Annotated in this window: 20 protein-coding genes and 5 pseudogenes; 12 read left to right on the forward strand and 13 right to left on the reverse strand. The window is 58.5% G+C overall.

The window, feature by feature from the left end:
- Positions 1-101: 101 nt before the first annotated feature.
- Both EJ073_RS32995 and EJ073_RS23300 read right to left on the reverse strand, forming a co-directional pair.
- Positions 102-1220, reverse strand: coding sequence for a response regulator (locus EJ073_RS32995; protein WP_126057746.1), 1119 nt, complete (start codon positions 1218-1220; stop codon positions 102-104).
- 957 nt (positions 1221-2177) lie between these two features.
- Positions 2178-2816, reverse strand: a complete 639-nt coding sequence (locus EJ073_RS23300) for an IS110 family transposase (RefSeq protein ID WP_245455333.1) — start codon at positions 2814-2816, stop codon at positions 2178-2180.
- A gap of 124 nt (positions 2817-2940) precedes the next feature.
- On the opposite strand from EJ073_RS23300, the pseudogene EJ073_RS23305 reads away from it, so the two are divergent.
- Positions 2941-3102, forward strand: a pseudogene (locus EJ073_RS23305) (IS481 family transposase); the annotation flags it as partial.
- A 64-nt stretch (positions 3103-3166) separates the two neighbouring features.
- Here EJ073_RS23305 and EJ073_RS23310 read toward each other — a convergent pair.
- Positions 3167-3376 (reverse strand): annotated as a pseudogene (locus EJ073_RS23310) (IS481 family transposase); the annotation flags it as partial.
- Positions 3377-3471: 95 nt separating this feature from the next.
- Positions 3472-3942: pseudogene (locus tag EJ073_RS32490) on the reverse strand (recombinase family protein); the annotation flags it as partial.
- Between EJ073_RS32490 and EJ073_RS32495 the strand changes: the two are divergent.
- Positions 3826-4191: a hypothetical protein gene (locus EJ073_RS32495; RefSeq protein WP_245455334.1), complete on the forward strand. Its 366-nt coding sequence runs from the start codon at positions 3826-3828 to the stop codon at positions 4189-4191. The pseudogene EJ073_RS32490 and the gene EJ073_RS32495 sit on opposite strands and share 117 nt — an antisense overlap.
- Before the next feature lie 57 nt (positions 4192-4248).
- Here EJ073_RS32495 and EJ073_RS32500 read toward each other — a convergent pair whose 3' ends face one another.
- The 3 genes from EJ073_RS32500 to EJ073_RS32510 form a co-directional block, all read right to left on the reverse strand.
- Positions 4249-4842: a recombinase family protein gene (locus EJ073_RS32500; RefSeq protein WP_245455335.1), complete on the reverse strand. Its 594-nt coding sequence runs from the start codon at positions 4840-4842 to the stop codon at positions 4249-4251.
- A gap of 19 nt (positions 4843-4861) precedes the next feature.
- The gene (locus EJ073_RS32505; protein ID WP_126057747.1) at positions 4862-5311 is read right to left on the reverse strand and encodes a helix-turn-helix domain-containing protein; all 450 of its coding nucleotides are present in this window, start codon (positions 5309-5311) and stop codon (positions 4862-4864) included.
- A gap of 243 nt (positions 5312-5554) precedes the next feature.
- A complete protein-coding gene (locus EJ073_RS32510) occupies positions 5555-5695 on the reverse strand; it encodes a DUF5372 family protein (protein ID WP_245455336.1) in 141 nt (46 codons plus the stop codon).
- A gap of 86 nt (positions 5696-5781) precedes the next feature.
- On the opposite strand from EJ073_RS32510, the pseudogene EJ073_RS23335 reads away from it, so the two are divergent.
- A pseudogene (locus tag EJ073_RS23335) lies at positions 5782-5992 on the forward strand (integrase core domain-containing protein); the annotation flags it as partial.
- A 280-nt stretch (positions 5993-6272) separates the two neighbouring features.
- Here EJ073_RS23335 and EJ073_RS23340 read toward each other — a convergent pair.
- Positions 6273-6533: a DUF2285 domain-containing protein gene (locus tag EJ073_RS23340; protein ID WP_126057748.1), complete on the reverse strand. Its 261-nt coding sequence runs from the start codon at positions 6531-6533 to the stop codon at positions 6273-6275.
- Between the two features lie 109 nt (positions 6534-6642).
- On the opposite strand from EJ073_RS23340, the gene EJ073_RS23345 reads away from it, so the two are divergent.
- Entirely contained in the window at positions 6643-6861 is a 219-nt protein-coding gene (locus EJ073_RS23345) for a helix-turn-helix transcriptional regulator (protein ID WP_029354714.1), read from the forward strand.
- Positions 6862-7594: 733 nt separating this feature from the next.
- Here the strand turns inward: EJ073_RS23345 and EJ073_RS23350 are convergent.
- A pseudogene (locus EJ073_RS23350) lies at positions 7595-8292 on the reverse strand (OmpW family protein).
- 38 nt (positions 8293-8330) lie between these two features.
- Positions 8331-10493 carry a prolyl oligopeptidase family serine peptidase gene (locus EJ073_RS23355; RefSeq protein ID WP_126057749.1) on the reverse strand — a complete coding sequence of 721 codons (2163 nt, stop codon included), beginning with the start codon at positions 10491-10493 and terminating at the stop codon, positions 8331-8333.
- Positions 10494-11335: 842 nt separating this feature from the next.
- Here EJ073_RS23355 and EJ073_RS23360 point away from each other — a divergent pair.
- Positions 11336-11701 carry a hypothetical protein gene (locus EJ073_RS23360; RefSeq protein WP_126057750.1) on the forward strand — a complete coding sequence of 122 codons (366 nt, stop codon included), beginning with the start codon at positions 11336-11338 and terminating at the stop codon, positions 11699-11701.
- Positions 11702-11808: 107 nt separating this feature from the next.
- Here the strand turns inward: EJ073_RS23360 and EJ073_RS23365 are convergent, their stop codons facing one another.
- Positions 11809-12840, reverse strand: coding sequence for a hypothetical protein (locus tag EJ073_RS23365; RefSeq protein ID WP_126057751.1), 1032 nt, complete (start codon positions 12838-12840; stop codon positions 11809-11811).
- A gap of 744 nt (positions 12841-13584) precedes the next feature.
- Here EJ073_RS23365 and EJ073_RS23370 point away from each other — a divergent pair.
- Complete coding sequence (locus EJ073_RS23370; RefSeq protein WP_126057752.1) at positions 13585-14259, forward strand: hypothetical protein; 675 nt, start codon at positions 13585-13587, stop codon at positions 14257-14259.
- 1073 nt (positions 14260-15332) lie between these two features.
- Here the strand turns inward: EJ073_RS23370 and EJ073_RS23375 are convergent.
- Positions 15333-16367 (reverse strand): IS110 family transposase, encoded by a 1035-nt coding sequence (locus tag EJ073_RS23375; RefSeq protein WP_126057753.1) that lies wholly within the window; start codon positions 16365-16367, stop codon positions 15333-15335.
- 447 nt (positions 16368-16814) lie between these two features.
- Between EJ073_RS23375 and EJ073_RS23385 the strand changes: the two genes are divergently transcribed.
- Positions 16815-18032 (forward strand): D-arabinono-1,4-lactone oxidase, encoded by a 1218-nt coding sequence (locus tag EJ073_RS23385; protein ID WP_164783573.1) that lies wholly within the window; start codon positions 16815-16817, stop codon positions 18030-18032.
- Here the strand turns inward: EJ073_RS23385 and EJ073_RS23390 are convergent.
- Positions 18029-18856 (reverse strand): MurR/RpiR family transcriptional regulator, encoded by an 828-nt coding sequence (locus EJ073_RS23390; protein WP_029354755.1) that lies wholly within the window; start codon positions 18854-18856, stop codon positions 18029-18031. The two genes, EJ073_RS23385 and EJ073_RS23390, sit on opposite strands and share 4 nt — an antisense overlap.
- 290 nt (positions 18857-19146) lie before the next feature.
- On the opposite strand from EJ073_RS23390, the gene EJ073_RS23395 reads away from it, so the two are divergent.
- The 5 genes from EJ073_RS23395 (at position 19147) to EJ073_RS23415 (ending at position 24665) form a co-directional block, all read left to right on the forward strand.
- Positions 19147-20091: a BadF/BadG/BcrA/BcrD ATPase family protein gene (locus EJ073_RS23395; protein WP_051695319.1), complete on the forward strand. Its 945-nt coding sequence runs from the start codon at positions 19147-19149 to the stop codon at positions 20089-20091.
- A complete protein-coding gene (locus EJ073_RS23400; RefSeq protein ID WP_091597870.1) occupies positions 20088-21101 on the forward strand; it encodes a glucosamine--fructose-6-phosphate aminotransferase in 1014 nt (337 codons plus the stop codon). Before EJ073_RS23395 ends, EJ073_RS23400 begins: the two co-directional genes overlap by 4 nt.
- A 368-nt stretch (positions 21102-21469) precedes the next feature.
- Positions 21470-22348: a sugar ABC transporter permease gene (locus EJ073_RS23405; protein WP_091597867.1), complete on the forward strand. Its 879-nt coding sequence runs from the start codon at positions 21470-21472 to the stop codon at positions 22346-22348.
- 166 nt (positions 22349-22514) lie between these two features.
- Positions 22515-23339 (forward strand): carbohydrate ABC transporter permease, encoded by an 825-nt coding sequence (locus EJ073_RS23410; protein WP_190233809.1) that lies wholly within the window; start codon positions 22515-22517, stop codon positions 23337-23339.
- 24 nt (positions 23340-23363) lie between these two features.
- The gene (locus tag EJ073_RS23415) at positions 23364-24665 is read left to right on the forward strand and encodes a sugar ABC transporter substrate-binding protein (RefSeq protein WP_091597862.1); all 1302 of its coding nucleotides are present in this window, start codon (positions 23364-23366) and stop codon (positions 24663-24665) included.
- Positions 24666-25217: the final 552 nt, after the last annotated feature.

Raw genomic sequence — 25217 nt, forward strand, 5'->3', positions numbered from 1 at the left:
GGCCCACCGCGGGTTTGGTTACCACCACTGTTTGACATTCTCGTTGCCCAGCAGCGTACAATACTTCCTACGCCCAACCTGGTCGCTGCAGCAAACCAGTGTCATCGAGGGATTCGAATAACCGCCTCAAAACCATCCTTGCGACCTGGGGCAGGCGAGGCAAGTTCAAGGCTGCCACCCACCTGCTTGATAAGATGATTAGCGATGGGTAGACCATGGCCTGGGACCGTTGCCCGAGTCGCAAGACACTTAAATCGCTCTGTTATCTCGTCAAGGTCTGGGAGCGGCGCCACCGGTCCTGCGTTTACAATGGCGATGGTTCCATCAGCTCGGACGGAAACTGTTGTCGGGATATCGGGCAGTCCATGTGTGAGTGCGTTGTCGAGTAGGTATCGAAGCGCGACGGAAACCAGACCGACGATGCGTCCTTTGCATACCCAAGTGGGGCAGCCGTCGACGTCAAGGGTTAGCCGTCCGGCAAACCACGGCTTTTTCAAGAGGTCATCAACGATTTCCCGAACCCGTTGGACAAGATCGACGGCGTGGTTATCGGTGCAGTTCCGCGATTCGGCCACGACCCTATACCCCAAGCCACGCACTGTCGCTATTCGGTCCCGGCCGATCTTCTTGCGGAGGCGGCTAACATAAACCTCCACAGTATTGCTCTCAGTTTCGGAACCTAAGGAAAGGAGTTCTTCCTCGATGTTCCGCTTCAAAACTACCGCTCCGGGTCGGCATAGAAGGCGGTCGAGAATAGTCCATTCGCGTGCAGTCAGGGAGACCGGCTGCCCGTCGCGCTCGACGCGCCGCTCGGCCGAGTTTATGGACAGCGTCCCGACAGAATATGGCTCCGGGAACTTCCCATGACTACGCGCCACGGCACGAATTCGCGCGGAAAGTTCGCCGGAATGGAACGGCTTGACCAAATAGTCGGCGGCACCGGCGTCGAGCCCCTCGATGCGGTCCTCGACCTGATAGCGAGCTGCCACGATGATGACCGGCGTCGAATCAGGCTGCTTCTTCATCTCCCGCAGGTAGTCCATGCCGTTACCGTCTGGCAGGTAAAGATCGAGCAGAACAAGCTCGTAGGAGACCACACGTGCGTTATCCCGCGCTTCGGACAGGTCCTTGGCCCAGTCGACCGCGTGGCCATCACCCATCAAATGTTCGCGTACAGCGCTGCCAAGGTCCTTGTTGTCTTCAATGAGCAATATACGCATGCCGAGCTCCAATAGTAGGGCAGGATTCGTGCCTTATTGACGAAACCTGACGATAGGCTGAACGCCCGTGGCGCAAATGTCCGGCGGCTTTCAGGCTGCTGTCAGCTATGGGTGTCAGAAGGCCGTTATGGGAACAACCGCAAGTTATGAACGCCATTCTCATCTCGGCACTTTTTCATCTGACCACCATCGGCGCTGCATAGGCCGGCGGCAAATCCGACGTTGGGATCGCCGATTGGCAACCCCGCCAAGCGGTACTGACCAAGCTTGAAGCGCCCCGAAGGCAAATTGGGTCACGACGCAAGACGGCTGGCCGATGCCCTCGAGTCGAAGGGACGTAAATCCGAAGCCCACTTCGACCGGAAAACTTCGCGCGTGTGAGTGGCGCCGGCGAGGAAAGGTAAGGGCAAAGCGGTGCGCCACCACCATAGTCTGGAAGCCCTGTGTCAGGATGTCCTCGAGGCCGGCCCGTGGTGTTATCCTTTGTGGATGAAGTTATGATCCGCATGAGCGGACTGCCATGCCGCTGCGGCCCTCATCATCGAAATCCTGTCTTATTCAGCGCCCGCGATGCCAAGGATGCACTGTCATATCCTGAGTGCATGATCTTCAAGTCCTGAGTGCATGATCTTCAAGCGCAAATCGCGCTATCTGGCCACAATCCGTTGGGAGCATCGAAGGTGGCCTCGCTAACCTAGACAGCACTCGTGGCCATCACCGGCTGGCAGCATCCAAAGGGGTCGAGGAGGGCCTTGACCGATTGCCGATCTCATGCCGGCTCAGATCGAGCGTTTTATCCGCGGCGGCTCCCCTTTCCGCCGGAGGAGTTCTGCCGTGGCGTGAGCCCTAAGAAGGCGGCGAATTCGCGCGGACCCTGAGAAGGCAGAGATATCTTGGAGCGCGAGGCAGTAATGGGGCCCGATGCCGGGAACGGTTATCAGACGGCGTGCCATTTCATCATTCTTGGCGAGGGCCAGAATAGCCTGATCGGTTTGTCTGATCTCGGCATCGAGTTCGGTCAGGCACCAACGGCAACAGTGCCGAACGCACGGTCGCCGGGATCATGTCGTTGCCCTCGATGACGAGGGTAGCCAAGGCGCGCGCGTTGTTCGGTCCCTGGGCGGCGATGATCCCGATTTCGGCCAGATGGCCGCGAAGGGCATTGAGCAGTTGGGTGCGTTGGGCCACCAGAAGTTCGCGTACCTTGTGATGCATGAGCGCCGCCTGGTTCCCGACCGATCGCACCGGCACAAAACGCATCGAAGGGCGCGTCACCGCCTCGCAGATGGCTGCTGCATCAGCGGCATCGTTCTTCTGGCGACGCACGTAAGCCTTCACATAGGCTGGCGGCATCAGCCGCACGTCATGGCCGAACTTCATGAGTTCGCGAGCCCAGTGATGGGCCGAGGCACACGCTTCCAAGCCAATGAGGCAGCATGGCAAGGATTCGAAGAATGTCAGAACATCCTTCCGCCGCAGCGCCCGGGTCGTGACGACGCGGCCTGCGGCATCGATCGCGTGAACCTGGAAGACATGCTTCGCCAGATCGAGGCCAATAGTGGCAACAGCGCTGAGTTCGGTGGTAATATTGTTCATGGATGGTGCTCCTTCAGATGAGTGCTCGACAGCAGCCATCTTGGTACGCCTCTCACGAGGATGATGCCGTTACGGGCGCCGTCCCCCATGGTGGGAGCGGGCCTCGGTGGCCGATCTACCGACTGGTCCGAAGGAACCGCGATCGACGGTGCTCTCGATCGAGGAGGCGGTCATTGTCGCTTTCCGCCGCTACACGCTGCTGCCGCTCGACGACTGCCTCTATGCAATGCAGCCGACAATCCCGCATCTGACGCGCTCGTCACTGCATCGTTGTCTGCAGCGTCATAAGAGAGCCTGAGGGCGGTGGCCAAACGCTATGGGATAAACCAGAAGACCGTCGCCAAATGCAGCAGGAAGTCTCTGGAGACGGCAGTGGTGGCCTTCTCATGCAGTTCGACGAAGGCGAACTTCGAGGTGCGATCGGTGGCGACGAACATGTGCAGCTTGCCCTGCTCGGTGCGCACCTCGGCGACGTCGATGTGGAAGTAGCCGATCGGATAGGTCTTGAACTTCTTCTTCGCCGGCCTGTCGCCTTCGACAGCCGGCAGGCGGCTGATGCCGCGACATCGATCGCTGCCGGCGCCATCACCTCCAGCAGGAGCGCGCTCACAGCGTCGTCGACCGGTGCGCCGCGCACCCATTGGCAATGTTTGCCGGCGTGCCGCACGACGGCTTCGTTGCAGACGTAATACGGGCGCAGCCGCCCCTCGAACGGCTCGTAATGGACCCGCATGCGTGCACCGCAGCGGCCGCACAGTAGCCGTCCCTGCAACAGACCGCTGCCCTGGCGGGGCATGCGCCCGCGCAGGCCAGGTGAAAAGCCGGCGGCGTTCTGTTCCAGGGCTGACTGATTGCGCTCATACTCGGCCCAGGAAATGTAGCCCTCGTGGGCTTCGGGAATAAGCGCCTGCCAGTCGGATCTCGCCACGCGCAGCTGCACGGACTTGAGCTTGGCATTGTAGGCGGTGCGCGTGCGCCCATAGGCGAAGGCGCCGGCATAACGCGGGTTATGCAGAATCTGCAGCACGCGGGAATGGTCGATCCCGCTCCACAGGACGTCGCCCTTGCCGATGCCGCGACGGATACGCCGGGGAAAGAGGATCTTCTCGCCGCGCAGACGGCGCACGACGGCGCAGGCCGAGCCGGTCTGGCGGAAGGTATCGAACAGGAGCCGCACCGTGTCCTGGATCTGTCGGTCGGGATCGAGCACGACCCGCGCGTCAGGGGTGTAGACCAACCCGATCGGCAACGGCATCTCGAGCTCGCCGCGGCGCGCCTTGTTGAGAATGCCGCCTTGCAGCCGCGACTTCAGAACGTGCAGCTCGGCCTCGCTCATCGTGCCCTTCAGCCCGAGCAGCATGCGATCGTGAAATAGGCCGGATCGTCGACGCCGTACTCGTCCATGATGAGCGTACGCGACAGAGCGGCCAGCTCAAGGAGACGGTGCCAGTCGGCATTGTTGCGTGCTAGGCGACACTTCCAGCCCCAGCACGATCCCTGCATGCCCCATCGCCACTTCGGTCACCAGGTGCTGGAAGCCGTCGCGGTCCTGCGACTGCGCGCCGGAGAGGCCCAGGTCACTATCGATGACGTGGACACGTTCGATCGGCCAGCCCAGCGCCACTGCGCGATCGCGCAAGGCGTATTGCCGCTTGGTGCTCTCGGTGTTCTCGAACACCTGACGAAGAGAGGACCGACGCACGTAGAGGAATGCATCACGCCGCAGATGGTCGGCGTCAACCTTCATGGCGATGTCAGTAGACATGATTGCCTCGGATCTCTGCTGCCAGCACATGTTGGCGAGCATGTGCACGAGCTGGCGATCGTGCACTGCAGCCGAAGCCGTGGGCGGTGGTTCCGGCCGCCGATGCATCGGCGGGGAAGGCTGAGGAGCCGCGATCAGCACCGCCAGCCCTTGCCAAAAGCGATGAAAAACGATGGCGCCGGTGTCCTTGACGCAGGCCTGACCGCACAGGACGGCGGCGCGCAGCGTCTCGTAGAAATCCTTGCAGCCGTGCGGCAGCATCGGGGTGCGCGCATGGGGCTCACCGTTTTTTTTTACGGGCGATCGCGCGTTCGATGCTGCTGGGATGGACACTGATACCGAGCGTCGAATGCAGCAGTTGCGCCAGGGATCGCGCCTGCAGCGGGGCACCCGCGTGCTGGTTCTGCTCGATGAGATGCATAACCTCCTCGGTGAGCTTGTGGGCCGACTTTGGCCCACGGGTGCGCGGCAGCAGGCCGGCAATGCCCTCGCGTTCGAACGCGGCCTCGGCCTGATAATAGGTTGGCCGCGACAGACCGAAAAGCGCGGCGGCATCGGCCTTGTTGACGCCATCCTCCTGGACGTGACGCAGCATCTCGTACTTCACCTGCACGAGATCGAGAGGATCGAAGAAGCTGGATTCACGAAACCAGGGTGCGCGGACGGCTTCGGGCCGCGCGTTGAGTGCTCCGAGCTGGCGCAGTCGATCGCGTTTGGTCTCGTTGGACATGGTATATCCCCTTCCTTGTTTGTAAATCAAATTACGCCTCAACAGAGAACGTTTCAATCTAATGAAGGCAGCTTCAATGCTGACGATGTGCTGGAACACCTCGCAATAACGAGGCCGGCGCCCATGGAAACGCCTGCATGCGGGGCATAATTAGGTTTACATATGCGGCATAATTGCCTGACACGCATTCAGCCGACATGGCTGCGCTCGATCTGCTCGATCAACGCCGCCAGGGTTGCCAGGTCACCTACCCGCCGAGACCTGAATGAAAACATCGGGTGCGGCGACGTCCGTCCATGACGCAAGCAGTGAGCGAAGCCGTCCCTCCGCGTCGTAGAACATGACGCGGTCCTCGCCCCAGTTCTGCTTGCGTGTCGACAGCACGAAGCGCTGGCCGCGCCACGGATGGAACGGGTGAGTGATCTCGAACTCTATACGCGCTTGAGTGTCAGCACGAACTGCAGTCCTGAACTTGAAAGAATGGCAAGGCCGAACGCTTCATCCAGACCAGCCTGCGCGAATGGGCTTACGCGCGAGCCTACAACAGCTCTCAACACGGACGAACTGCTGCATTGGCTTCATCGGTACAATTGGCACAGGCCTAACGGCAGCCTAGGATCAAAACCACCCATCAGTCGCATCGGCTTAGATCGGGACAACCTACTGAGGCTCCACAGCTAGCTCTCGCTTCGGGTCATTCTCCTCGTTCCGGTCCTTCGGATGTGGTGCGGCTCAGAAGGCGGGCCCGTTCCAGTCATGACTCGCCGCCGCACCGGTTCCTGGGAAGCAGCCATTGGCGAGCGGAGGACAAAACGATGAGACAGCGAAGCGCTGGGCCATCCGCGCCCACTGGAATTCCTCGCGATCATCTTGGAGCGCATTCGCGCTGTGGTGATGCGCCGATGCATGGTGGTTACAGCGAGTTCGTTGCTTGAAGCGAAGCGACCGCCCCGCCCATTCGTCAGCTGGCGAACAAATCCTTGTAGCCGCTCGTCACCACCCAGTTTGCACGGTCGAGATGACTGCGAAGAACGTTCCGTGCGCGCTCCGGTGCCGGATCAATGCCGAGGATCACATGGGCCATTTCCTCTTCAGTGGCGTTGTCGGCTGAGGCGTCCAGGAGCCTCATATAGGTTGTAAAGTGGTCCTTGTCGTAGGCTGTAATGCGGTCCGACCAGGGGACCTCGTCGGCAAACGGCGTGTTTGATTTGGGCTGTAATATCGCTAATTCTATCTCCGGCCAATGGACCCGCGAAGCCCTCTGCCTGCAAAATGTGGATTACATATTATAGTTGATAAGCTCAAGCTGCCTGATCCGCTGGCTTGCGTGCATGGATATGCGCAAGTTGGTCGGACGGAATGTGCAGAGGATCAGGCAAAGGAAGCGTCTGACGCAGGAGCAGCTTGCGGAGATTTCCGGGTTCAGTCAGCAGTACATCAGCGGCTTGGAGAAAGGCCGAAGAAATCCGACAATTATCACGATCTATGAACTGGCATTGGCCCTCGGCGTCAGCCACATGGATCTGGTTCGGCCCGACAAACAGGCCTGATGCACCCGCCCTCCAAGTAGCTAGCGGCCTGATGGCGCGCGTCGGGGGCTCGTGAACCCAACCCGCTTTTCTTAGGGGCCCCGGCAGCCCCTGCCATTTGGCTCGCCCTGGCGCGGCTATTGGACAGTCGGCCGCTGCGGTTTTTGTCAGCCTTCCCTGGGGCGTGGGGGTTGGTCGGCATTCCCTTTTAGGCCCGCCGCGGGCTCCCGCAACCTTCGCTCTCGCTTCAGGTCCTTCTCTTCGTTACGGTCCTTCGGATGCGGTCCGCCGCTTTCAGCGGGCCTAATCGCTTTTTGCCGCCCACCCACGGGGACAGGCACGCGAGACTGGTATGGAGCGTTGCGGTTAGCGCGCGAACAGCAAAGGAACTGAAAAAACAGGCAACTGTCGCAGCATGGCTGAACCAGCCATCGTGTCGGCATCTAGGAGCCGCGTGTTCGCCTTGCGCTGACACGAAGCTCAGACATGACGTCCGGGAGACGATGCTGGCAAATGGTCTGGCTGAAGCATTCCACCCATAATACCAAAGCCCGTCCCGATCCAAAGCGCTTCTAAGCACTCCATCTCAGGCGCAAGGCCGGTTGGCCAGTGCACCTTCTTGGTCCGCCAGAAGAGAACCCCGCCCGAGAATAGCTTCATGAGGTCTTGCCCTGCAGTGTCGACCGTAAAAAAGGGCGCGCGAGGCGCCCTTCACTTTAAACCGGCAGTCGGGAAGCAGACTTCACTCTGATATTCAAAAGCGGTAGGTGACACCTGCGCCTATCAGCCAGGGATCGAGCTCCGCCTTCCCCGTCAGCTTCGCGCCGGCCACCGTGACGTCGAAGTCCGGCTTCAGGAAAAGCTTCTTCACGTCGAAGTTGACGCCCCAGTGCTCGTCCACCATGTAGTCGAAACCGACCTGCAGCGCCGTGCCGAACGTATTCTTCACCTTGAGAGCGTCGGCGCTGCCGGTGTCCTGGTTATAGAAAACCGTGTAGTTCACGCCGGCGCCGACATAGGGCTTGAACGCGCCGAAATCGGTAAAATGGTACTGCAACGTGAGCGTCGGCGGCAGCAGCCAAACTTTGCCGATGCTGCCCAACCCACCGATCGTCCCTTGGCCCGCGATGTTGGCATAGGTGGTACCGAGTATGAGTTCGGCGGCGATGTTGTCGGTGAAGAAATACGAGATATCGAGTTCCGGCGTCACCGTGTTCGAATAGGAAAGACCGGAGCCGGGAAGCGTATCAACGTAGCCCAGATCTTTCGTAACGACGCCCAACCCCGCAGGCGGACCTGCCAAGGGCTTGGCGCTTCGGTGACCGAGGCTCCCGTCTCCGCCAGGACGGTCTCTGCTTGCGCAGGCTCCGCGGCGACGGCCTGCTGTCCCACGATGATCAGGGCCACCGCCGCTGCTATTGCCCGCGCTACGCCCATTCGCGTTCTCGCCATGATATTCACTCCTTGATGTTCAGAAAGGATGCACTGCACTATTTCGTCTCCTGCTCGAATGAATTGTTGATGGAGCTCAAACGCTCCTCTTGCGTTGCAACGCGTTCCGCCATCTCCGGAAGGTGATCGTTGAAGCCGATTGCGCTGCGGAGAAAATTGGTGCCTAGACTGATGAATGCGGCTTGCTCCCGATTGTCCTTGCCGTAGCCGTGCCCGCCTGCGCTGGCCTCGTAGAAGTAAGCGGGATAGCCAAGAGCCTGCAGTTTTGCGGCCATCTTGCGCGCATGGCCCGGATGGACGCGGTCGTCGCGTTTCGTGGTGGCGATCAGGATAGGCGGATAGGGCTGTCCCGGCGCCGCGGCGTGATAGGCGGAGATTTCCTTCAGGAAAGCCCAATCGTGAGCCTTGTCCGGATCGCCATATTCGTCGATCCAGCTCGCGCCCGCCAAGAGCTTGGTGTAGCGACGCATGTCGATAAGCGGAACTGTGCAGAACAGAGCCCCGAAATGCTCAGGATAGCGGGTCAGCATGTTTGCGATCAGCAGGCCGCCATTTGAGCCGCCCTCAGCGGCAATCCGCCTCGGCAGGGTGATGCCCCTTCGCACGAGGTCGGCGGCAACGGCGGCGAAATCGTCATGGGCGAGACGCTTGCCCTCCCTGCGCCCGGCATCGTGCCAGCGGGTGCCGAACTCGCCGCCCCCGCGGATGTTCGCCTCCACACACGTGCCGCCGCGCTCGAGCCACAGCTTGCCCAGCGGGGAGTTGTAGTAGGGCAGGAGTGATGTGCCGAACCCGCCATAAGCGGAAAGGTGAACCGGAGCATCTCCGTTCCCGTTCGCCGGACCAACCTGCGTGTAGGGGATCAGCTCATGATCGATAGAGACTGCCTCGTGGCGCGTGACCACCAGTCCGGATGCATCGAAATTCTCCGGGCTGCGCTTCAGGATTGCTGAAGCGCTGAGAGACGGCGCGGCATTGAGATCGAATAGCAAGAGCTGCGGCGGCGTGATCGGATCCTGAGCACAGACCAGAACCTCTCCATTGGTCTCGTGAACTGCCGCATCGAATGACCAGACGTGGACAGTCCCTTCGGCGGGCAGGGTGTCCAGGACTCGGCGCGTCCATTCCTGGTGGCCGGGAGTGAACATCTCGAAACGCGGTACGAGATTGACGAGGTAAGAGATAATGAGCTTCTCGTCATTCCAGAAGAATGACTGCAGAGAGCGCCTTTCCCCTGGTTGAAACAGGGTCTCAAAACGGCGTCCGCCTGCGAGGAAAGAGGAAAGCGAGATGACGATCAGCGCGTCGGCGGGATGGGTGGTGCCTCCCACCGTCCAGGGCTTGCGCGGCCTTACCGCCAGCCAGTCGCCGAAGACCCGCCACGACGCGTCGCGAGGAAGATCGATCTGCGTCCTCGGCCCGCTCCTGTCGCCGATCCAACTGATCTTCTCGTAGAAGGCCCGTTTCTCAATGAACCAAAGGCGCTCGCTGCGGCCGGTGCGGTCCGAATGACCAGACACCTCGAGGCTCTCGAACCCGGCCTCGAAGATTACCGGCGTGGTGAGGGGATCCGCGTCACGCTTCCACAGTCGCACGGTGCGCGCATAGCCGGAGCGGGTGGCCATGCCATTACCAAGCGCACTGGAAAGCAGAAGCGTGTCAGGGTCCAGCCAACTAACGTAGCCTTTGGCCTCGGGGAGATTGAAACCGTCGGCGACAAAGCTCAGAGAGATCAGGTCGAATTCGCGATGCACGACCGCGTCGCTGCCGCCGCGCGACAGGCGCAGAACGGCTCTTTCCCGTCTCTCCGGCTCGACGGACGCGCCGTCCCAGATCCAATCCTCTCCGTCGCTAGCCGCGAGAGCATCTAGATCGAGCAGTAGCTCCCATTGGGGATCCGCCTTCATGTAGGCGGCAAGGGTGGTCCGGCGCCACAGTCCGCGTGGATTTCCGGCATCTCGCCAATAATTGTAGAGGTACTGACCACGGCGCGCGATCAGGGGAAGGTTGTCGCGATTGTCGAAAATGGCTGTCAGAGCCGCCCGGTCGCGCTCGAACTGCGTTCCACCGAAGTGCTTCAGGGTCTTTGCCGACTGGCCGGCGGCCCAGGCAAGTGCCCGCTCGCCCTCTACATCTTCAAGCCAGAGATAGGGATCGTCGTCGGGAGCATCCAGCGTTGGACGGACATCAAATGCGTTCATGTCCGGACAGCCTTCAGAAAGAAGGGATAGAGGCTTCCGTCGGCTCGGGAACGCTCAGTGTTGGTAGCGGCGCCCACATGTTCGAAAAGCGTGATCATTGATGAGTTCTTCCAGTCGGTGCGGCATCGCAGGGCTTTTGCGCATAGGATCGCAACCGTCGTGCCAACTGGGAAAATCGTTTCGGAACAATGCGATCGCTCTGGAAGCGTTGTGTCACATGTCCGACATCGTCGAGAATCCGACAACGAGTGCTCTTCCTAATCACCGGATCAACCTCCGGCGCCAGTCGGTGACACCGTGCAGAACTCGAGCAGTGAAGCTCATTGGTGAACTTGGTTGACGCCCAACATCTTCGCTCTGGAGCGCTTCACGCACACGGATTCATGGCAGACACCATGAGGCGATCGATGCGGTTAGCGACCAAGCTGGCTGCGCCTGTGGGTTTCAGCCGCCAGCTGGAAGCAGCGGAGTTCTGAGGAGATGCGAGGAGCGCCCCCAAAGCTCGCGAAGCGCATTGAAATACGTGAGCACTGTCAGATACGGATCGGCGGGATCTTCCCCTTCTTGCGTCGGGCTGGAAGTCGGTGCCTGCGCGCCTGCCAGCAGGGTCTGCATGCTCCGAAGAAAGAGGAGTTTAGGCCCGCGATCCTGACTCGCCACACCGACGTAGAGGCGGGCTGGCTCTCGTGTCGATGGCACAGTCCTGGCGAAGAAGCTGTCGGTACGGTGGATGCCGGGTGGCGGAAATACGGCCGTCTCCGAACGATCGAACAAGGCTGCGATCTGTTTCTCCGCCCTTCGGACGGTCGCGGTCGAAGCGACGATTTTGGACGAATGAGTCCATGAAGACCCGGCCGCGACGACAGCAGGTCGATCGCTGTTTCGTAGAGTGCGGCCACCGTTCCAAGCGGGCCAGAGATCAGGTGCAGTTCGTCCTGGATGACAAGATCCGGCGGATCGAGCCGATGCCCGTTTCCGAAGGGGCGACCTTCGCCTGGCTCATACGCGCCGAAGAACCCCTTGTCCGGATCATACCGGTCTACGTGTCCAAAGAATGCGCCGCTCTTGCCAATCCATGGAAGGGAGGCAAATTTGTCCACCGTGGCGATGAGAAATGCGGGAAGACGGCGGTAAATTGGCTCGTCCACCACGAGCACCGGCAGGTGTCGATCCCGCGTGAAGTCGCATTCGGCGTTCTCGCATTTTGAGCACTAGATTCTGCGGAGCCGTCCTGTTGGGCGTGAAGTGGAAGCTCTCTGGCTTGAAGGGCTCACCACACCACGGACATGCCTTCAGTGGCACCGGGGATTTCGTCTTAGGTCTGCTCTGGTACCGCTTCAGCCAGGTCGTCGCGGCGTCCTTGTCGGAAGAATTTCGCGGCTGGATTGTTCGGTGAGGCTGCGCCGCCTACCCAGAGTCCAATCTCGATCGGCCATTCGCCAAGCGTCTTCCGGCCATTGTCATCATGGGTCCGCAGGAATTCGAGCGCGCAGACGAGACCAGCGGCGTGAGCAGGCGTAACGCGTAGCGCATGATGACGCTGATGCCCGCACCCAGCACGCCAGATCCGCGGAGCCGCCTCAGCACAATCGCATAGGCGGCAAGTCCAAGATACGCTCTTGCCGCCGCCGGTCGGAAAAAAAAGCAGGTCGACGATCTCGCGCTCACCACTGTTTCGGTCGGTCACGCCAACGAGATTGAGGAGGACGAAGGCTAGCTGGAACGGCCGCCATGTTGGCGGGTCTACATCGCCCGGCAGCCTCTTCTGGATCACTGCCTCGCGCCGGCGGTTGGCCATCGCCATCGCCGTATTCATCAGCCCGAATGCTTCACGCGCCACCGTATCACGCTTAAGGAGATCTATCCCATCGCGAATCCTGCTGCCGGCGGTGTCAACATTTTCCAGAAGCGCCTGGCCCGTCTTTAGCCGTCTCGGCGCAAGCCCTGTCATCATTCCTTCCTGACCCCGCCGCCACTCGGCGTAAAGTTCAGGCAGTGAATCCAAGGCTGCACTGACCGCTTCGGCTCCGGAAACGGCAGCCCGAGCGAGAGCCTCCATGCCGAACTCGACGCCATCGCTCCTTGCCGGGACGACACGCTCCACCTCCTGCTGCGGAAGGAAATCGGTCCAAACACGCGTCACGGGGAGCGGATCGTTCGTCGCGTCACGCCGTTCTTGCCAGCCTGCAGATGTGTTGCGACCAACGGCATATTCGCGGACATCGCGATAATGGAGATCGCCCAGCCTAAGTTCGAAATCATCGGACTGGTAGGTGGACAGGTCGCTGCGCGGATAAAATCCATCCGCACATTCGAGCTCGATCCGGGTCTGGAACGCGTAGGCCACGTCCTTGTACGGAGCCTTTGTGCTCCGTCGACGGTTTACCAAGAAGACGGTGATGACGCGCAGACGCTCTTCAGCCCCTTCCGGAGTCTTTTGACGGAGCACACGGTGTGAACGGCGACTTCGATGCCGCCGCCCGGCCTGTGAGGCGCAGCGCTTTCCGGCAGCGGGATCCCGGACTGGTTCCGAGTGACGTCGAGGACGATCGCGGCTTCGCCGGAAACCCGAACCCAACGGAGGTTCTCGGGCTTTTCTGGGTTTGGCTTGCCCTTTCCCGACACTTCGGGAATGAGGAGCGCATCGGGCAATGGGGGCTCCGTCTTATAGTTCCCCATGTTGCGCGCAGCGTGACTTGACTCACCGTTTCCGGAAGAACCACCGTCAACCCTATCGACGACGGAAGAAACCTGTCCCGCGGTGGTTGGTCAGTCGAATCCTTCTCATCGACCTCCTCCTCGACAGCGGAGTCCAGCGTCTCACTGGCGAGAAGGTCGTCGGCGGTTTCTTCGATGGTTTCCTCGCCGTCAGGTATCACAGGCGCAACACCGTCGTAGGCGGGAACGATAAAGCCCCCGACGTACCAGCGATGGCTTCTTGGTCAGGACTTCGCGTGCGAGATCCTGATCAAGGTCAGGATTCGGGCCGACTAGGTCGGATATATCGCGATTTGGACCAGCGAAGCCCCAGTGAGGATCGTGGCTGGCCGTTGATCGGAAACGAATCGGAGGCACCTTCAGGTAACGCACGATGAAGTTCACCATTTCCCTTTCTGATGCAGCTCGTCACACTATTACGCTTGCCACACTGGAAGCCTATGTTCTCGGAGATGGTCGTCCGCGCCGGACAAAGCTGGAAACGCTGGGGTATCTTTGGGGCTTCAGTCGCGAGGACTCGAAAGGAACGACCCATTTCCATGTCGATCTTATGAGTCTCAGCATTTCAGCCGAGCGATCACGGAACAGCGTGAAGCCCAACGATCAGGCTGTCCGCCTGAAGAGCGAACTGATGGATCGATGGGCACCACACTTGACGCTCATCGGTGATTTCCACAGTCATCCCTATGAAAATCTTGCCGAGGTACGGGACAGTAGTGGATTCGAGTTTTCGGATGCTGACGAAGCATCATTTCTAGACGACGACTTCCTGTGGGAGCGGGCTAACGACCAGCCAATCATGCTGGCAATGACAATCTGCAAGCTGGCGCGGGTCCATGAAAAGCATGCCGCTGAGACCATACGCTCGAACATTGCGCATTTCGACGTGGGTGAATTTCGGTTCTGGTTGAATGCTGCTGTTGGATTCCTAGACGCCTCCGGGTCCAGACGCTGCACTGGGAATCGTCCTTCAAACGTGAAACTCAGAATTGATTCTCGCTTCTACAATTACTCGAGAGACAGGCTCGTCGTTGCTACCGCGCATTGATTTCCTCGCCTTCTCCCATGGGAGCTTAAGTTTCGTGCGGAAAAACGATTATCAAGAACTCGCCGACGTAAGTGCGGAAATTGGCACGTACAGGCAGGCCTTACGGTTGGAATGATAATGACACCTAGACCTCATCTTATGACTTGCGAGTCGGTTTCCGATGTAACTACGCGAAATATCAATCGTCACAGCTATGTCCCTGTGGTTCATGACGGTGGTTTCGGGGGACTATTCTTTGCAGAACGCTTCTTCGACGCGACACCGCCGAGTGGAAAAATCTCTGAGCGTGTTTCCGCTCCAGAAGAGACGTTGGTTGGAGCCGACGCAAGCATTTCTAGACTTCATCCGAGACGCCGACCAAAGGCCGTGTCGGCTAGGGTCAGGACTTCGGTAACGGGGCCGTCCTCGTCAAGGCAAATTTGATGCAAGAAGGGATCGCCCATCCGGGTGTGCGGAGAGCGTGATTGCATTTTGGTTGTGCTATATCGCCTGCTTTCCTGCCGTATGAGGTTCTGCCCGGGTTCATGCTTCGGTCCGTGGTCGGCGCGGCGGCCGCCAACATGATGCTTGTCCAATATGGTTCCGATGCGCCCATCTCATTGGCGTGCTCGCCCGGCGGGGCGGCATCAGTCCAGACCGCGGCGTCATCGGGACCACGTCCCGGGTCGGGGACCTCGCAGGTCTGCGCTCAGGCAGACATCAACACGGAGATTAGCTCATGCATGGATCGGCTCTGGCGCTCCTTCGGTAACGGGGCCGTCCTCGTCAAGGCAAATTTGATGCAAGAAGGGATCGCCCATCCGGGTGTGCGGAGAGCGTGATTGCATTTTGGTTGTGCTATATCGCCTGCTTTCCTGCCGTATGAGGTTCTGCCCGGGTTCATGCTTCGGTCCGTGGTCGGCGCGGCGGCCGCCAACATGATGCTTGTCCAATATGGTTCCGATGCGCCCATCTCATTGGCGTGCTCGCCCGGCGGGGCGGCATCAGTCCAGACCGCGGCGTCATCGGGACCACGTCCCGGGTCGGGGACCTCGCAGGTCTGCGCTCAGGCAGACTTCAACACGGAGATTAGCTCATGCATGGATCGGCTCTGGCGCTCCTTCCCAGCGGAAGTTTCCTCCGTCCAGCCACATCCGATGCAGGATCACACCGATCCGACGCGCCAAGGCCACCATGGCCCGCTTGGTGCCGCGCCGTTTCGCGACCCGCGAGGCCCATGTCCGCAACCACGACCCACGGCCCCGGTTCATCATGACGGTTGCGGCCTGGCATAAGGCGTGGCGTAAATGGGCGTCACCGGCTTTGGTGATACCGCCTGTCACGTCGCGCTCGCCGGACTGCTGCCGTGAAGGGGTGAGGCCGACCCACGGGCCGACTTTCTTCGACGACGAGAACCGAGCCGGATCATCCACGGCCGACTTGAAGGTCAATGCGACCACCGCGCCAACGGCCGGCATGGTCATCAGCAAGCGGCAGGTCGGGTCGTCCTGTGCTAGGCTGCGCACATGCCGCTCCAGTCGCGCCAGTTCATGGCGGAGGGTGGCACGGGCGCGAAGCATCGGCTCGGTTGCCGCCACCAGCGTAGTGTTGCTGGCAACCAGTTCCTGAATGCGAGCATCAAACCGTCCTTTGGAGATTGCGCCGACTTTCAAGCCGAAGTTCCGCAATAACCCGCGCAAGGACATTTCCAGAGCGATCACGCCCTGCTGGATGGATTTGCGCGCCCCGAGGAGTGCGCGGATCTCCTGGGCAGACACCGACTTGCAATGGACTGGCCGGAACCAGCCCAAATGTAGCAGCCGGGCAATACCTTCAGCATCGCGCCGGTCTGTCTTGATCGGCATGGCTTTCAGAGCACCCTTCACTTGCCGGGTTTCCATCAGAACCACTTCCAGGCCGGCTTCGGTCAGCCCACGGTGCAGCCATCGCGACAACGGCCCGGCTTCCATCCCGATCATCGCAATTTCGCCCTGTTGCTCCAGCGCGAATTGCGTCAGCGCCGCGGGATCGCTGCCGACCTCAGCCTCCTTCACGATCTTGCCGTGCTCGCTGACAATGCAGACCGCAGTCTTGGCGAGTGAGACATCCAACCCAATGAACAGTTTCATCCCGTAATCCTCCTGTCAGAATCAGATACGGGAGCGTCGGCGGCAACCGGTCAGCATGCAATCGGTAACGGGCAGCGCACGACGCAGGCCCCGTTACAGCATCTCATTGATCCAGAAGATGAACGCTGCAGCGAAGGCGATTGCTGACAAGAATGTGTGCGCGCATCGGTCGTATCGAGTGTGGATGCGTCGCCAGTCCTTGGTCGGTCTGCCGGGGCACCGAGTTATAATGGAGATAATCTTCTTTTGTATCTATGTCGATGATGATATCCGTCATGCCTGCCAAAATGAGTCGGCGCTGGGCACAGCGTGACGACCCTATTCTGGCGGGCCGAGGCGGCTGCCCCAGCACCTAGCAGCGAGAAAACACACGCAAGGAGAACTCCATTGCCTTCTTCAGAGACCAGAGCGCAGACACTCGGCCCTAGCATGATTTGGCGGAACTGGGTGAGCAATCAGGTTTGTCGGGTGAAGCATTTCGAAATGCCAAGTTCGGACGATGACGTCTGCAGAACGATCAAGACAGCAGCTTCAACCAATCTGCGCGTCCGCGTAGTGGGTACGGGGCACTCTTATACGCCGATTGTCCCCACGGACGGAGTTCTAATCTCCGCGGAGCGTCTAACAGGGATCGAAAATATCGACCCAACCAACGGCAGCGTAACCCTCCGCGGCGGAACGCGGATTTGTGACGTTGGCCTTGAACTGCGTTCTGCTGGTTGGGCATTGCCCAACCAGGGCGATATCGATCTGCAGACGATGAGCGGGGCCGTATCGACGGGTACGCATGGCAGCGGCGATAGTTTGCAATGCTTAGCGGGCCCGATAATTGGAATGCGGATAGCGATGGGCGATGGATCCATCGCCAATTTCGATGCTTCGCAAGACATCGATGTCCTCAACGCTGCGAAAGTTTGTCTCGGAATGCTTGGCGTGGTGCTTTCCGTCACGATGAAGCTTGTTCCTGCTTTTGATCTTCATGACAAAATATGGCGTGAGGATTTTGAAGAATGCATGAATCATTTGGATCAGCTATGTCAGGAAAACCGGAGCCTCCGCGTGTTCTGGTGCCCGACCGAACACTCGGCATCGTTATACAGCCTGCCCGACACGTCTGGCATTGGTCGTACGCGCAGTAAAGCTGATGTCTGCGAAATCAGAACGCTGAACGTCACAACTCAGCCGTCAGCAGCTGTCGAAGCACAGGCCGGCGAGAGAATAGGGCCCAGCTATCGGATATTTCCGGGTTCAATTCCGATGCCGAACCATAACGAATGCGAATACTCGGTGCCCTACGAGGACGGTCCGGCGGTATTGCGTGAAATACGCAAGCTGATCCAGACGAAGCATCCGTCGCAGATATTCCCGGTTGAGTATAGAACCGTGGCGGCTGACGATATTTGGTTGAGTCCATACTTTGAGCGGAAGACCGCAATGATATCGGTGTCCGGCGCAGCAGGAGAGGACTACTGGGATTTCATCCGCGATTGCGAGACAATCTTTTCCTGGGTAAAAGGTCGTCCGCATTGGGGCAAACTTCACAGCCTGGGCCGGTCCGAGATCGAAGCCTTGTACCCAAGATACGGGGATTTTATTTCTCAAAGGGCTCGCTTCGACCCGGACGGTCGCTTCCTGAACGACTACCTGCGCGAACGTTTCGGCTAAAAGCTTTTATCTATGGTGGCTTCTGCGGTTCGCTGCATAGCCGCCTGGAACTTGCTGCCATCTTTAGCGATCATGTTGGCGAGGATGTCGATGATCAAATATTGTCCAGCGACCCTGGAGAATGCTCCTCGCGTGATGGGCGTGTCTGTTGAGGATGCTCCCAGTACAGCGTCCGCGTTGGCAGCGATCGGACTGCGTATATGACAGGTGATTGCGATGGTAAATGCGCCAGCCGCCTTGGCCGCCATAAGTGAGTTGATTGTATCCTTGCTCGAGCCAGATTCCGAAATTGCCAGTGCGACTTGCTTCGGCCCGAGATTCACTGCACTCATGACGGCGAGATGTGGGTCGTCCAGCACGCGCGACACCAGTCCGAATCGAACAAACAAGTAATGCGCGTATCGGGCCACATTCGCAGAGCCGCCGAACCCGTACAGATCTATGCTTTTTGCTCGTATGATCTGTTTTGCCGCCAATTCGAGAGCGGCGTGGTTCAACAGGTCCTTTGTCTGCTTGAGCGCGGTGATGGCCGTCGACAGCGTGTCGTCGATGACGTCACCAGACGGGCTGGCGTGTCTGATTGTCTGGTGAGTGGAGAGTTCGATCCCCAATGCCAGTTTGAAACGCTGGAAGCTCGAAAATTTGATGTCTCTACAGAACCTCAAGACGCTCGCTTCGCTCGATCCGGATCCGTCAGCAACCTCCGTGATAGTTTGGTTCACGACCTTCGCGGGATCGTTAAGGACGTACTCACTGATGCGAAGGAGCGCCGGACTGAGGCTGGGCTGAGACGAACGCAAGCGCGCCAAGATCTTTTCCTGCATTTACGATTCCCTTGATGTCGCCGAGCTCCAGCTCCCTAGGCTTGATTGACACAGGCAGTGAAAGCAATAGGAATTTTTCAGCAGATTGCCAAGCCGTGAACATTGTTTTCGTTAGAGCCCCCAGCCGCCTGCCAGCCTTTTTGCACGGCATTTGACCATCATCGCCGCGCGGGGAAAGAGTCGCGCATGATGAAAAAAGCCATCTTTGACAGACGAAAAAAAAGTGATATTCCTTCAGCGAGAGACTGGGACCGCGGCCGCTGGGCGCGAATGCGAACAGAGATGACGAGATGGGTTCTATATCGATTGGTGTCGACATCGGAGGCACCAAAACGCATTTGAGAAGCTGCCTGGAACAGGGCATGGGCCGCGACTTGGTGGTGAGGACCAGTGAATGGCGTTGTGGAGCCTATGACCACGATATTCCTGGACTAATCGCGCTAATCAGCGGATTTGCGGATGGCGCCACTCCCAACGGCATCGCGATTGGCTCTCATGGATGTGATGATGAGGCCGAGTGTGCCATCCTGCAAAAACCACTTTCCAATCATTTTGCCTGCCCGTTGAGGGTCGTCAACGATGCAGAGCTATTTCCCCTAGCCATGGGGCTTTCCAGCGGAATTGGTGTCGTCGCGGGAACTGGCTCAATCGCCGTTGCTCGGGACCAGAAAGGCAGGATGCATGTCGCAGGCGGTTGGGGCTGGGCAATCGGAGACGAAGGGAGCGCTCCCGGTTTAGTACGTGAGGCTGGTCGAGCAGTGCGACGGCACATTGACCTCGGAGGGGCAAGGTCAGAGCCGCTTGTCGAAGCGCTTTGTGAGGCATTTGGACTGAATAGCCCCACGAACATCGGCACCGCTATCGCGAAGGAAGGCGGTGCCTCGGCTCTGGGGCGACACGCACCCGTTATCTTCTACGCAGCCAATGAAGGCTCGTCGTTGGCTAAGCGCGTTATTGACGAGGGCGCAGCGGCCCTGACCCAATTAGTTCACCACCTGAAGTTGGCGGGCGTGTCCGACAAAGACGTGGTGGTAGGCGGAGGGGTCATCCTCGCCCAGCCACTTTTAGCCAATGCGTTCTCCCATCAAATTTCCGATCGTTTCGGGGCGACAGTGGCGGTCACCTTCCTCGACAAGCCGCCGGTCTTAGGCGCCTGCGTCTTGGCGCGGCAACTTTGCAGTGCCGGGGATGGCCCAGAGACCTCAATTGTCTCTCAACATATGGATATCCAATGATTTACAGGTCAACGATCGCCCGTCAACCCAATCAGTTTCGCCATACCTTGGAAGTGGTCGGAACGCAGCTTCGCGACCTTGATCTCGCGCCATTTGAAAAGGGGACTGTCGTCGTTACAGGAATAGGCGCGAGTTACGAGGCAGCGGGGGTAGTGGCCGGTGAGCTGCAACGCCGCGGCAGACGAGCAAATACTTGGCGCGCAGTCGATCTCATGGAGCCGGGGGACCCTGGCGACGCGATCATAGTCTTTTCTGTCGGAGGAAGAAGCATCGAGCCAATCGCTGCACTCACCATCCACAGCACGTTACCATCCCTCGCGATTACAAGCGGAGGCAACGACCCGCTGTCACGCACCGCTTCGGCAGCACTTCGCTTCGAGTCCGGTCCGGATTCACTGCCGTCGAGCACCGGCTACACAGGCTCGCTGCTGGCAGGCGGGCTGCTGATAGATGCGCTCTGCGGTGAAGACAGCTTCAATTGGAACGACATTCCTCTGATAGCAAGCGAGGTCTTGGAAACCTCTGCGAAAAAGATGGCACGCATTGGAGAAATGTTTCATGACCAGCGGGCGATCGATTGCGTTGGCGCGATATCGGCTTTGGGTACGGCGGGCGAGGCTTGTTTGCTCATTCGCGAGGCTGCGAGGGTGCCCACCGGCGTCGCAGACACGCTGCACTACTTGCACGGCCCGATGGAATCGATGGATCAGGCAACCGGGATTTTGATATTTGGTGACGGCCGCGAAGTGCGATTGGCGCAGGAATTGGCTGAAATCGGCTGTGCAGTTCTTCTGGTAACCGCAAGCGAGTCGCCTCAGGACGCCAAAAACCTCGCAGTTGTGAAGGTGCCATCTTTGCAGAACCGCGTGGCACGATCAATCGTGGACATCCTGCCCGCTCAGCTGCTAGCCGCAGAACTGTCCGACGCGGCCGGACTTACTGATGCCCAGTTTCGTTATAGCCAAAATGACACAAAGGTGACCATGGACGAATCGGAGCCCCGGGTCTGAGCACGCGCGCCACGAGATGACACGTTCCGGACATCCTTCTTGGCCCTGATCAAGACAGCAATGGCGAGCCAGTGCAGTGTTCACGCTGTCTCGAGGCCGTCGACGGCAGAATGTGTCGTGCTTCGCCTGCCAATTGAATGGAGCGCAGCATTCTGTTTCCAAAGGCGCATGAAACTTGGAAAGGTAACTCTACGATAAAACTATACGCCGTGGAATCGTCTCGGCACGGTTGACGGCTGCGAGTAACTCACCACGGGGAACACTGCATCGTTGACGTCCTCTGCTTGCTGAAGCTCGCTTAAGCGTTGCTGGCAGCATCTGAGGTGCCCATTCCAGGCGAGCATAAATAACTCCAGGAGCAACGGACGATGGCATCTTCCCGGCCTAAAGTGTATTCGGCGCTCGTTACACCCGCGATCGCGTTCCTATGTCTTGCGACAGTCGTGCCGATTGCAGCTGTCATTGCCCTCTCGTTCGGTGACTTCAACATAGCCTTCCCGGAAAAGACGCGCTTTATCCGGCTTTACAATTACGCGCGGATCTTGTCCGACGGTCGGTTTATCAACGCCGCGCTGGTTACGTTCATTTTGGTCGTCGTCCCCGTCGTCCTCCAATTACTGTGTGGATTAGCGTTGGCAATAGCGCTTAAGGAAAATCTCGTTGGCACACGGTGGATGCGAGCATCTTTCCTGCTTCCGTCAATAATTCCGCCAGCGGTAGGCGGAATTGTGTGGAAGCTGTTCCTCATTCCTGGTGTGGGCGGCTTGTCTTATCTCGCAAGCTTGTTCGGTCACAATTTCGAAGCTGACTTACTTGGAAGCAAAACGTCAGCGCTTATCTCCGTGATCATCGTATCGATTTGGTTTGGCGTTCCCATAGTTGCTTTGCTGCTTCTCTCGTCTTTGGACTCGATCCCAGACGAGATTTATGAGGCGGCAAACCTCGACGGAGCAAGTTGGGCCCAGGCGCAATGGCATATTTCCATACCGCTCGTCTTACCTGCGATGGGAGCCGTCGCCGTGTTTCAAGCCTTAGAGATCCTTGGGATTTTCCCCGTGATCTTCGTGTTGACAGGTGGCGGGCCGGCTGGGGCGACTGAACCCCTAAACTTCTACGCTTTCCTGACCGCATTTACATATCTCGATCTCGATTATTCCGCCGCAATTCTCGTGGCATTCACAACAACGATCGTCGGCGTGTGTTTTTGGTCTATTCGCCAAATCTCGGCCACTCGCGTTGGGAGGTAAGCCCATGCATCGATACCTTGGACGTCACATCTCCGAATATCATCCACTCGCCAAATCTCGGCCCCTCGCGTTGGGAGGTAAGCCCATGCATCGATACCTTGGACGTCACATCTCCGAATATCATCCACTCGCCAAATCTCGGCCCCTCGCGTTGGGAGGTGAGCCCATGCGTCGGGACCTCGGACGTCACATCTACGGATACCTTATCTCCGCTGCCTTTGCGCTATTCCTGTTCTCGCCGATATTGTGGACCCTATCGACATCTCTCAAACAGCCGACCGAGATGTTTCAATGGCCGCCCGTGATCGTGGGGGAGCCATCCGCTCAGCACTATACCGCGATAATCGCTGACAAGGACTTCTCTTCCGCGCTCATCAATTCAATTGTGGTCTCATGCAGCACCATCATATTGACCATGGCGCTTTCGATCCCGGCAGCCTTTGGCATCTCTCATTTGCAGAAAACTGCGATGCGAAGGCTATTGACGCTGGTGTTGGCACTCCGGGCGGCGCCAGCGATGATCTACATCATCCCCTACTTTCTCTTTTTTCGCCAAGTACACCTCGTCGACACGAAGATTGCGCTGATCATCGTCAACACAATGTTCGCGGTTCCGCTTGCGATCTGGTATTTGTCAGCGTTTTTTGACCAAGTGCCGCGTGAAATCGAAGAAGCCGCGATGATAGACGGCGCGTCAACGCTGCAGACGATGACGCTCATCTCGATACCCATCGCCAAATATGGTATCCTGGCAACAGCAATACTGATATTCATTGGTTCGTGGAACGAGTTTCTTTTCGCGCTGACATTGACACGCGATGACGCAAAAACCGCAGCCGTCGCAATACTGAATTTCATGCCATTTGAGGGGACCGATTGGGGCAAGGCGGCAGCCGCATGCGTGCTTATGCTGGTCCCGATCGTGGTTTTCGTGCCGTTCGTAAAGAAATACGTCGCCGGCCCAACAACGACCGGTTCCGTGAAAGGGTAAAACACTAGCTCAAGGAGAAAATCAATGAGGTATCTTGGAATTCTTGCCGTTGCGTTCGGTGTTGCCGTCGGCGGGGGAGCGACGGCTCAACAGCGCTATGACGGCGCGAAAATAAAGGTCCTATCGACAAACTCGGCATACGATTTGGAGCTCAAAAAATTCGCGCACGAATTCACAGAGAAGACTGGCGCTGAAGTGCAGTTTGATCTCTTCGGTTATGCGCCGACCGTTCAAAAAGTGTCGGTCGCGCTCCTAACGCGTTCAGATAGTTACGACGTGGTATACTTAGGGAGCGAGGAGTTCGGGCGATACGCATCTGGCGATATCCTGGAGCCGCTCGATAATTACATAGACATGAAGAGTGCGGACGTACAGGATTTCATCGCTCCCGTGCTGCGCCTCTACAATAAGGACGGCAAACAGCTGGCATTTCCGCATTTCGCGGCGACACAGCTCCTGTATTATCGTGCCGACTTGTTCGAGAAAGCCGGAATCAAACAGCCACCGCAAACGTGGGAAGAGTTCCGTAATGATTGTGATCTGCTGAGAAAGGCAGACATTCAGTGCACGGCGCTACGGGGTCAACCGGATACTGGCGAGAATATATGGTTTTGGGGCCAGGTTCTTTATGGTTTTGGCGGTAAATATTTTGCGGACGAACCAGCGGATCTGACGCCCACGGTAAATTCGCCCGCTGCGGTGGAGGCGCTGAAATGGTACACGGATGTGATGACCAATTTCACTGTGCCTGGGAGCATCTCAGCAACCTTCGATGATGTTGTCATCGCGATGCAGCAGGGCCGCATTGCTATGACTGTCGAAGGCGCTCCCACCGCAGGTCGCATTCTCGATCCCAAGCTGTCGAAGGTCGTCGGCAAGCTTGGGTTTGCTTTGCCCCCTGGCGGCGTAAGTGGGAGGTTCCCGCCCTTTGCGGGACAGGCGTATGTCATTCCAGCTGCATCAGAAAACAAGGCAGCTGCAGCGGCCTTCCTTCAATGGGCGACGAGTAAAGATCTCATGAAGCGGATTTCGCTCGACAGCACCTTTGTCGCCATCACCAGGACATCGCTGTGGGACGATCCGGAAATCCGTGCGAAACATGACTATGATTATGGCCATGGATCGTTTGCGGCAACGTATGCAGAAACGCTTCGCGGGGCGCCCGAGTGGTATTATCCTCGCATTCCAGAATTCAAGGAGATCGGCGATCGCCTTGGCCGTGCCCTGCAAGAAGCGGTTGTCAGGAGCAAGAGCCCAGAGGCTGCCTTGGACGATGCTCAAGGTGATGCGGTCGAAATCGTGAAGCGCGCTGGATACCTGAAATAGCCGTTACACGTCGCCACCGGCGCGGTTTTGCGCGCCGGTGCGCGCGCGAACTGAACCTCCATAGCGCGTGGGATGAGAGTTGAGGAACTTTAGTATAGTCTGGATTTGCAGCGATCAGCAGCGTTGGGACACCTTGCAGTGCCTAGGGTTCAAAGGCACGCAGACTCCCAATATTGACCGCCTGGCGGCGAGGGGCACGGCATTCGCCCGTGCGTATTGTCAGAGCCCTATCTGCACGCCGAGCCGAACGAGCTTTCTGACAGGCTTGTATCCGATCGCACACCAAGTGCATCAGAACGGCGCCGGCACATTTCCTTCGCATCTCGTTTTGCTCCCAAAACTGATGGCGAACGCCGGATACTATACAGGGCACATAGGAAAGCTGCACCTGTCTGCCACACGTGGCATGATAGAAAAGCGCCCCGATGATGGATTTGCCGAGTTCTACTGGAGCCCTGAGCCATTTCCGGAGTGGTCAGGCAACCACGACTATCATGCGTGGATGTGGTCAAAAGGGGTCAATCCCGAAGCCTACTTCAAACCCTATCTTGA

This window comes from Mesorhizobium sp. M4B.F.Ca.ET.058.02.1.1, from assembly GCF_003952505.1.
Taxonomy (GTDB): domain Bacteria; phylum Pseudomonadota; class Alphaproteobacteria; order Rhizobiales; family Rhizobiaceae; genus Mesorhizobium.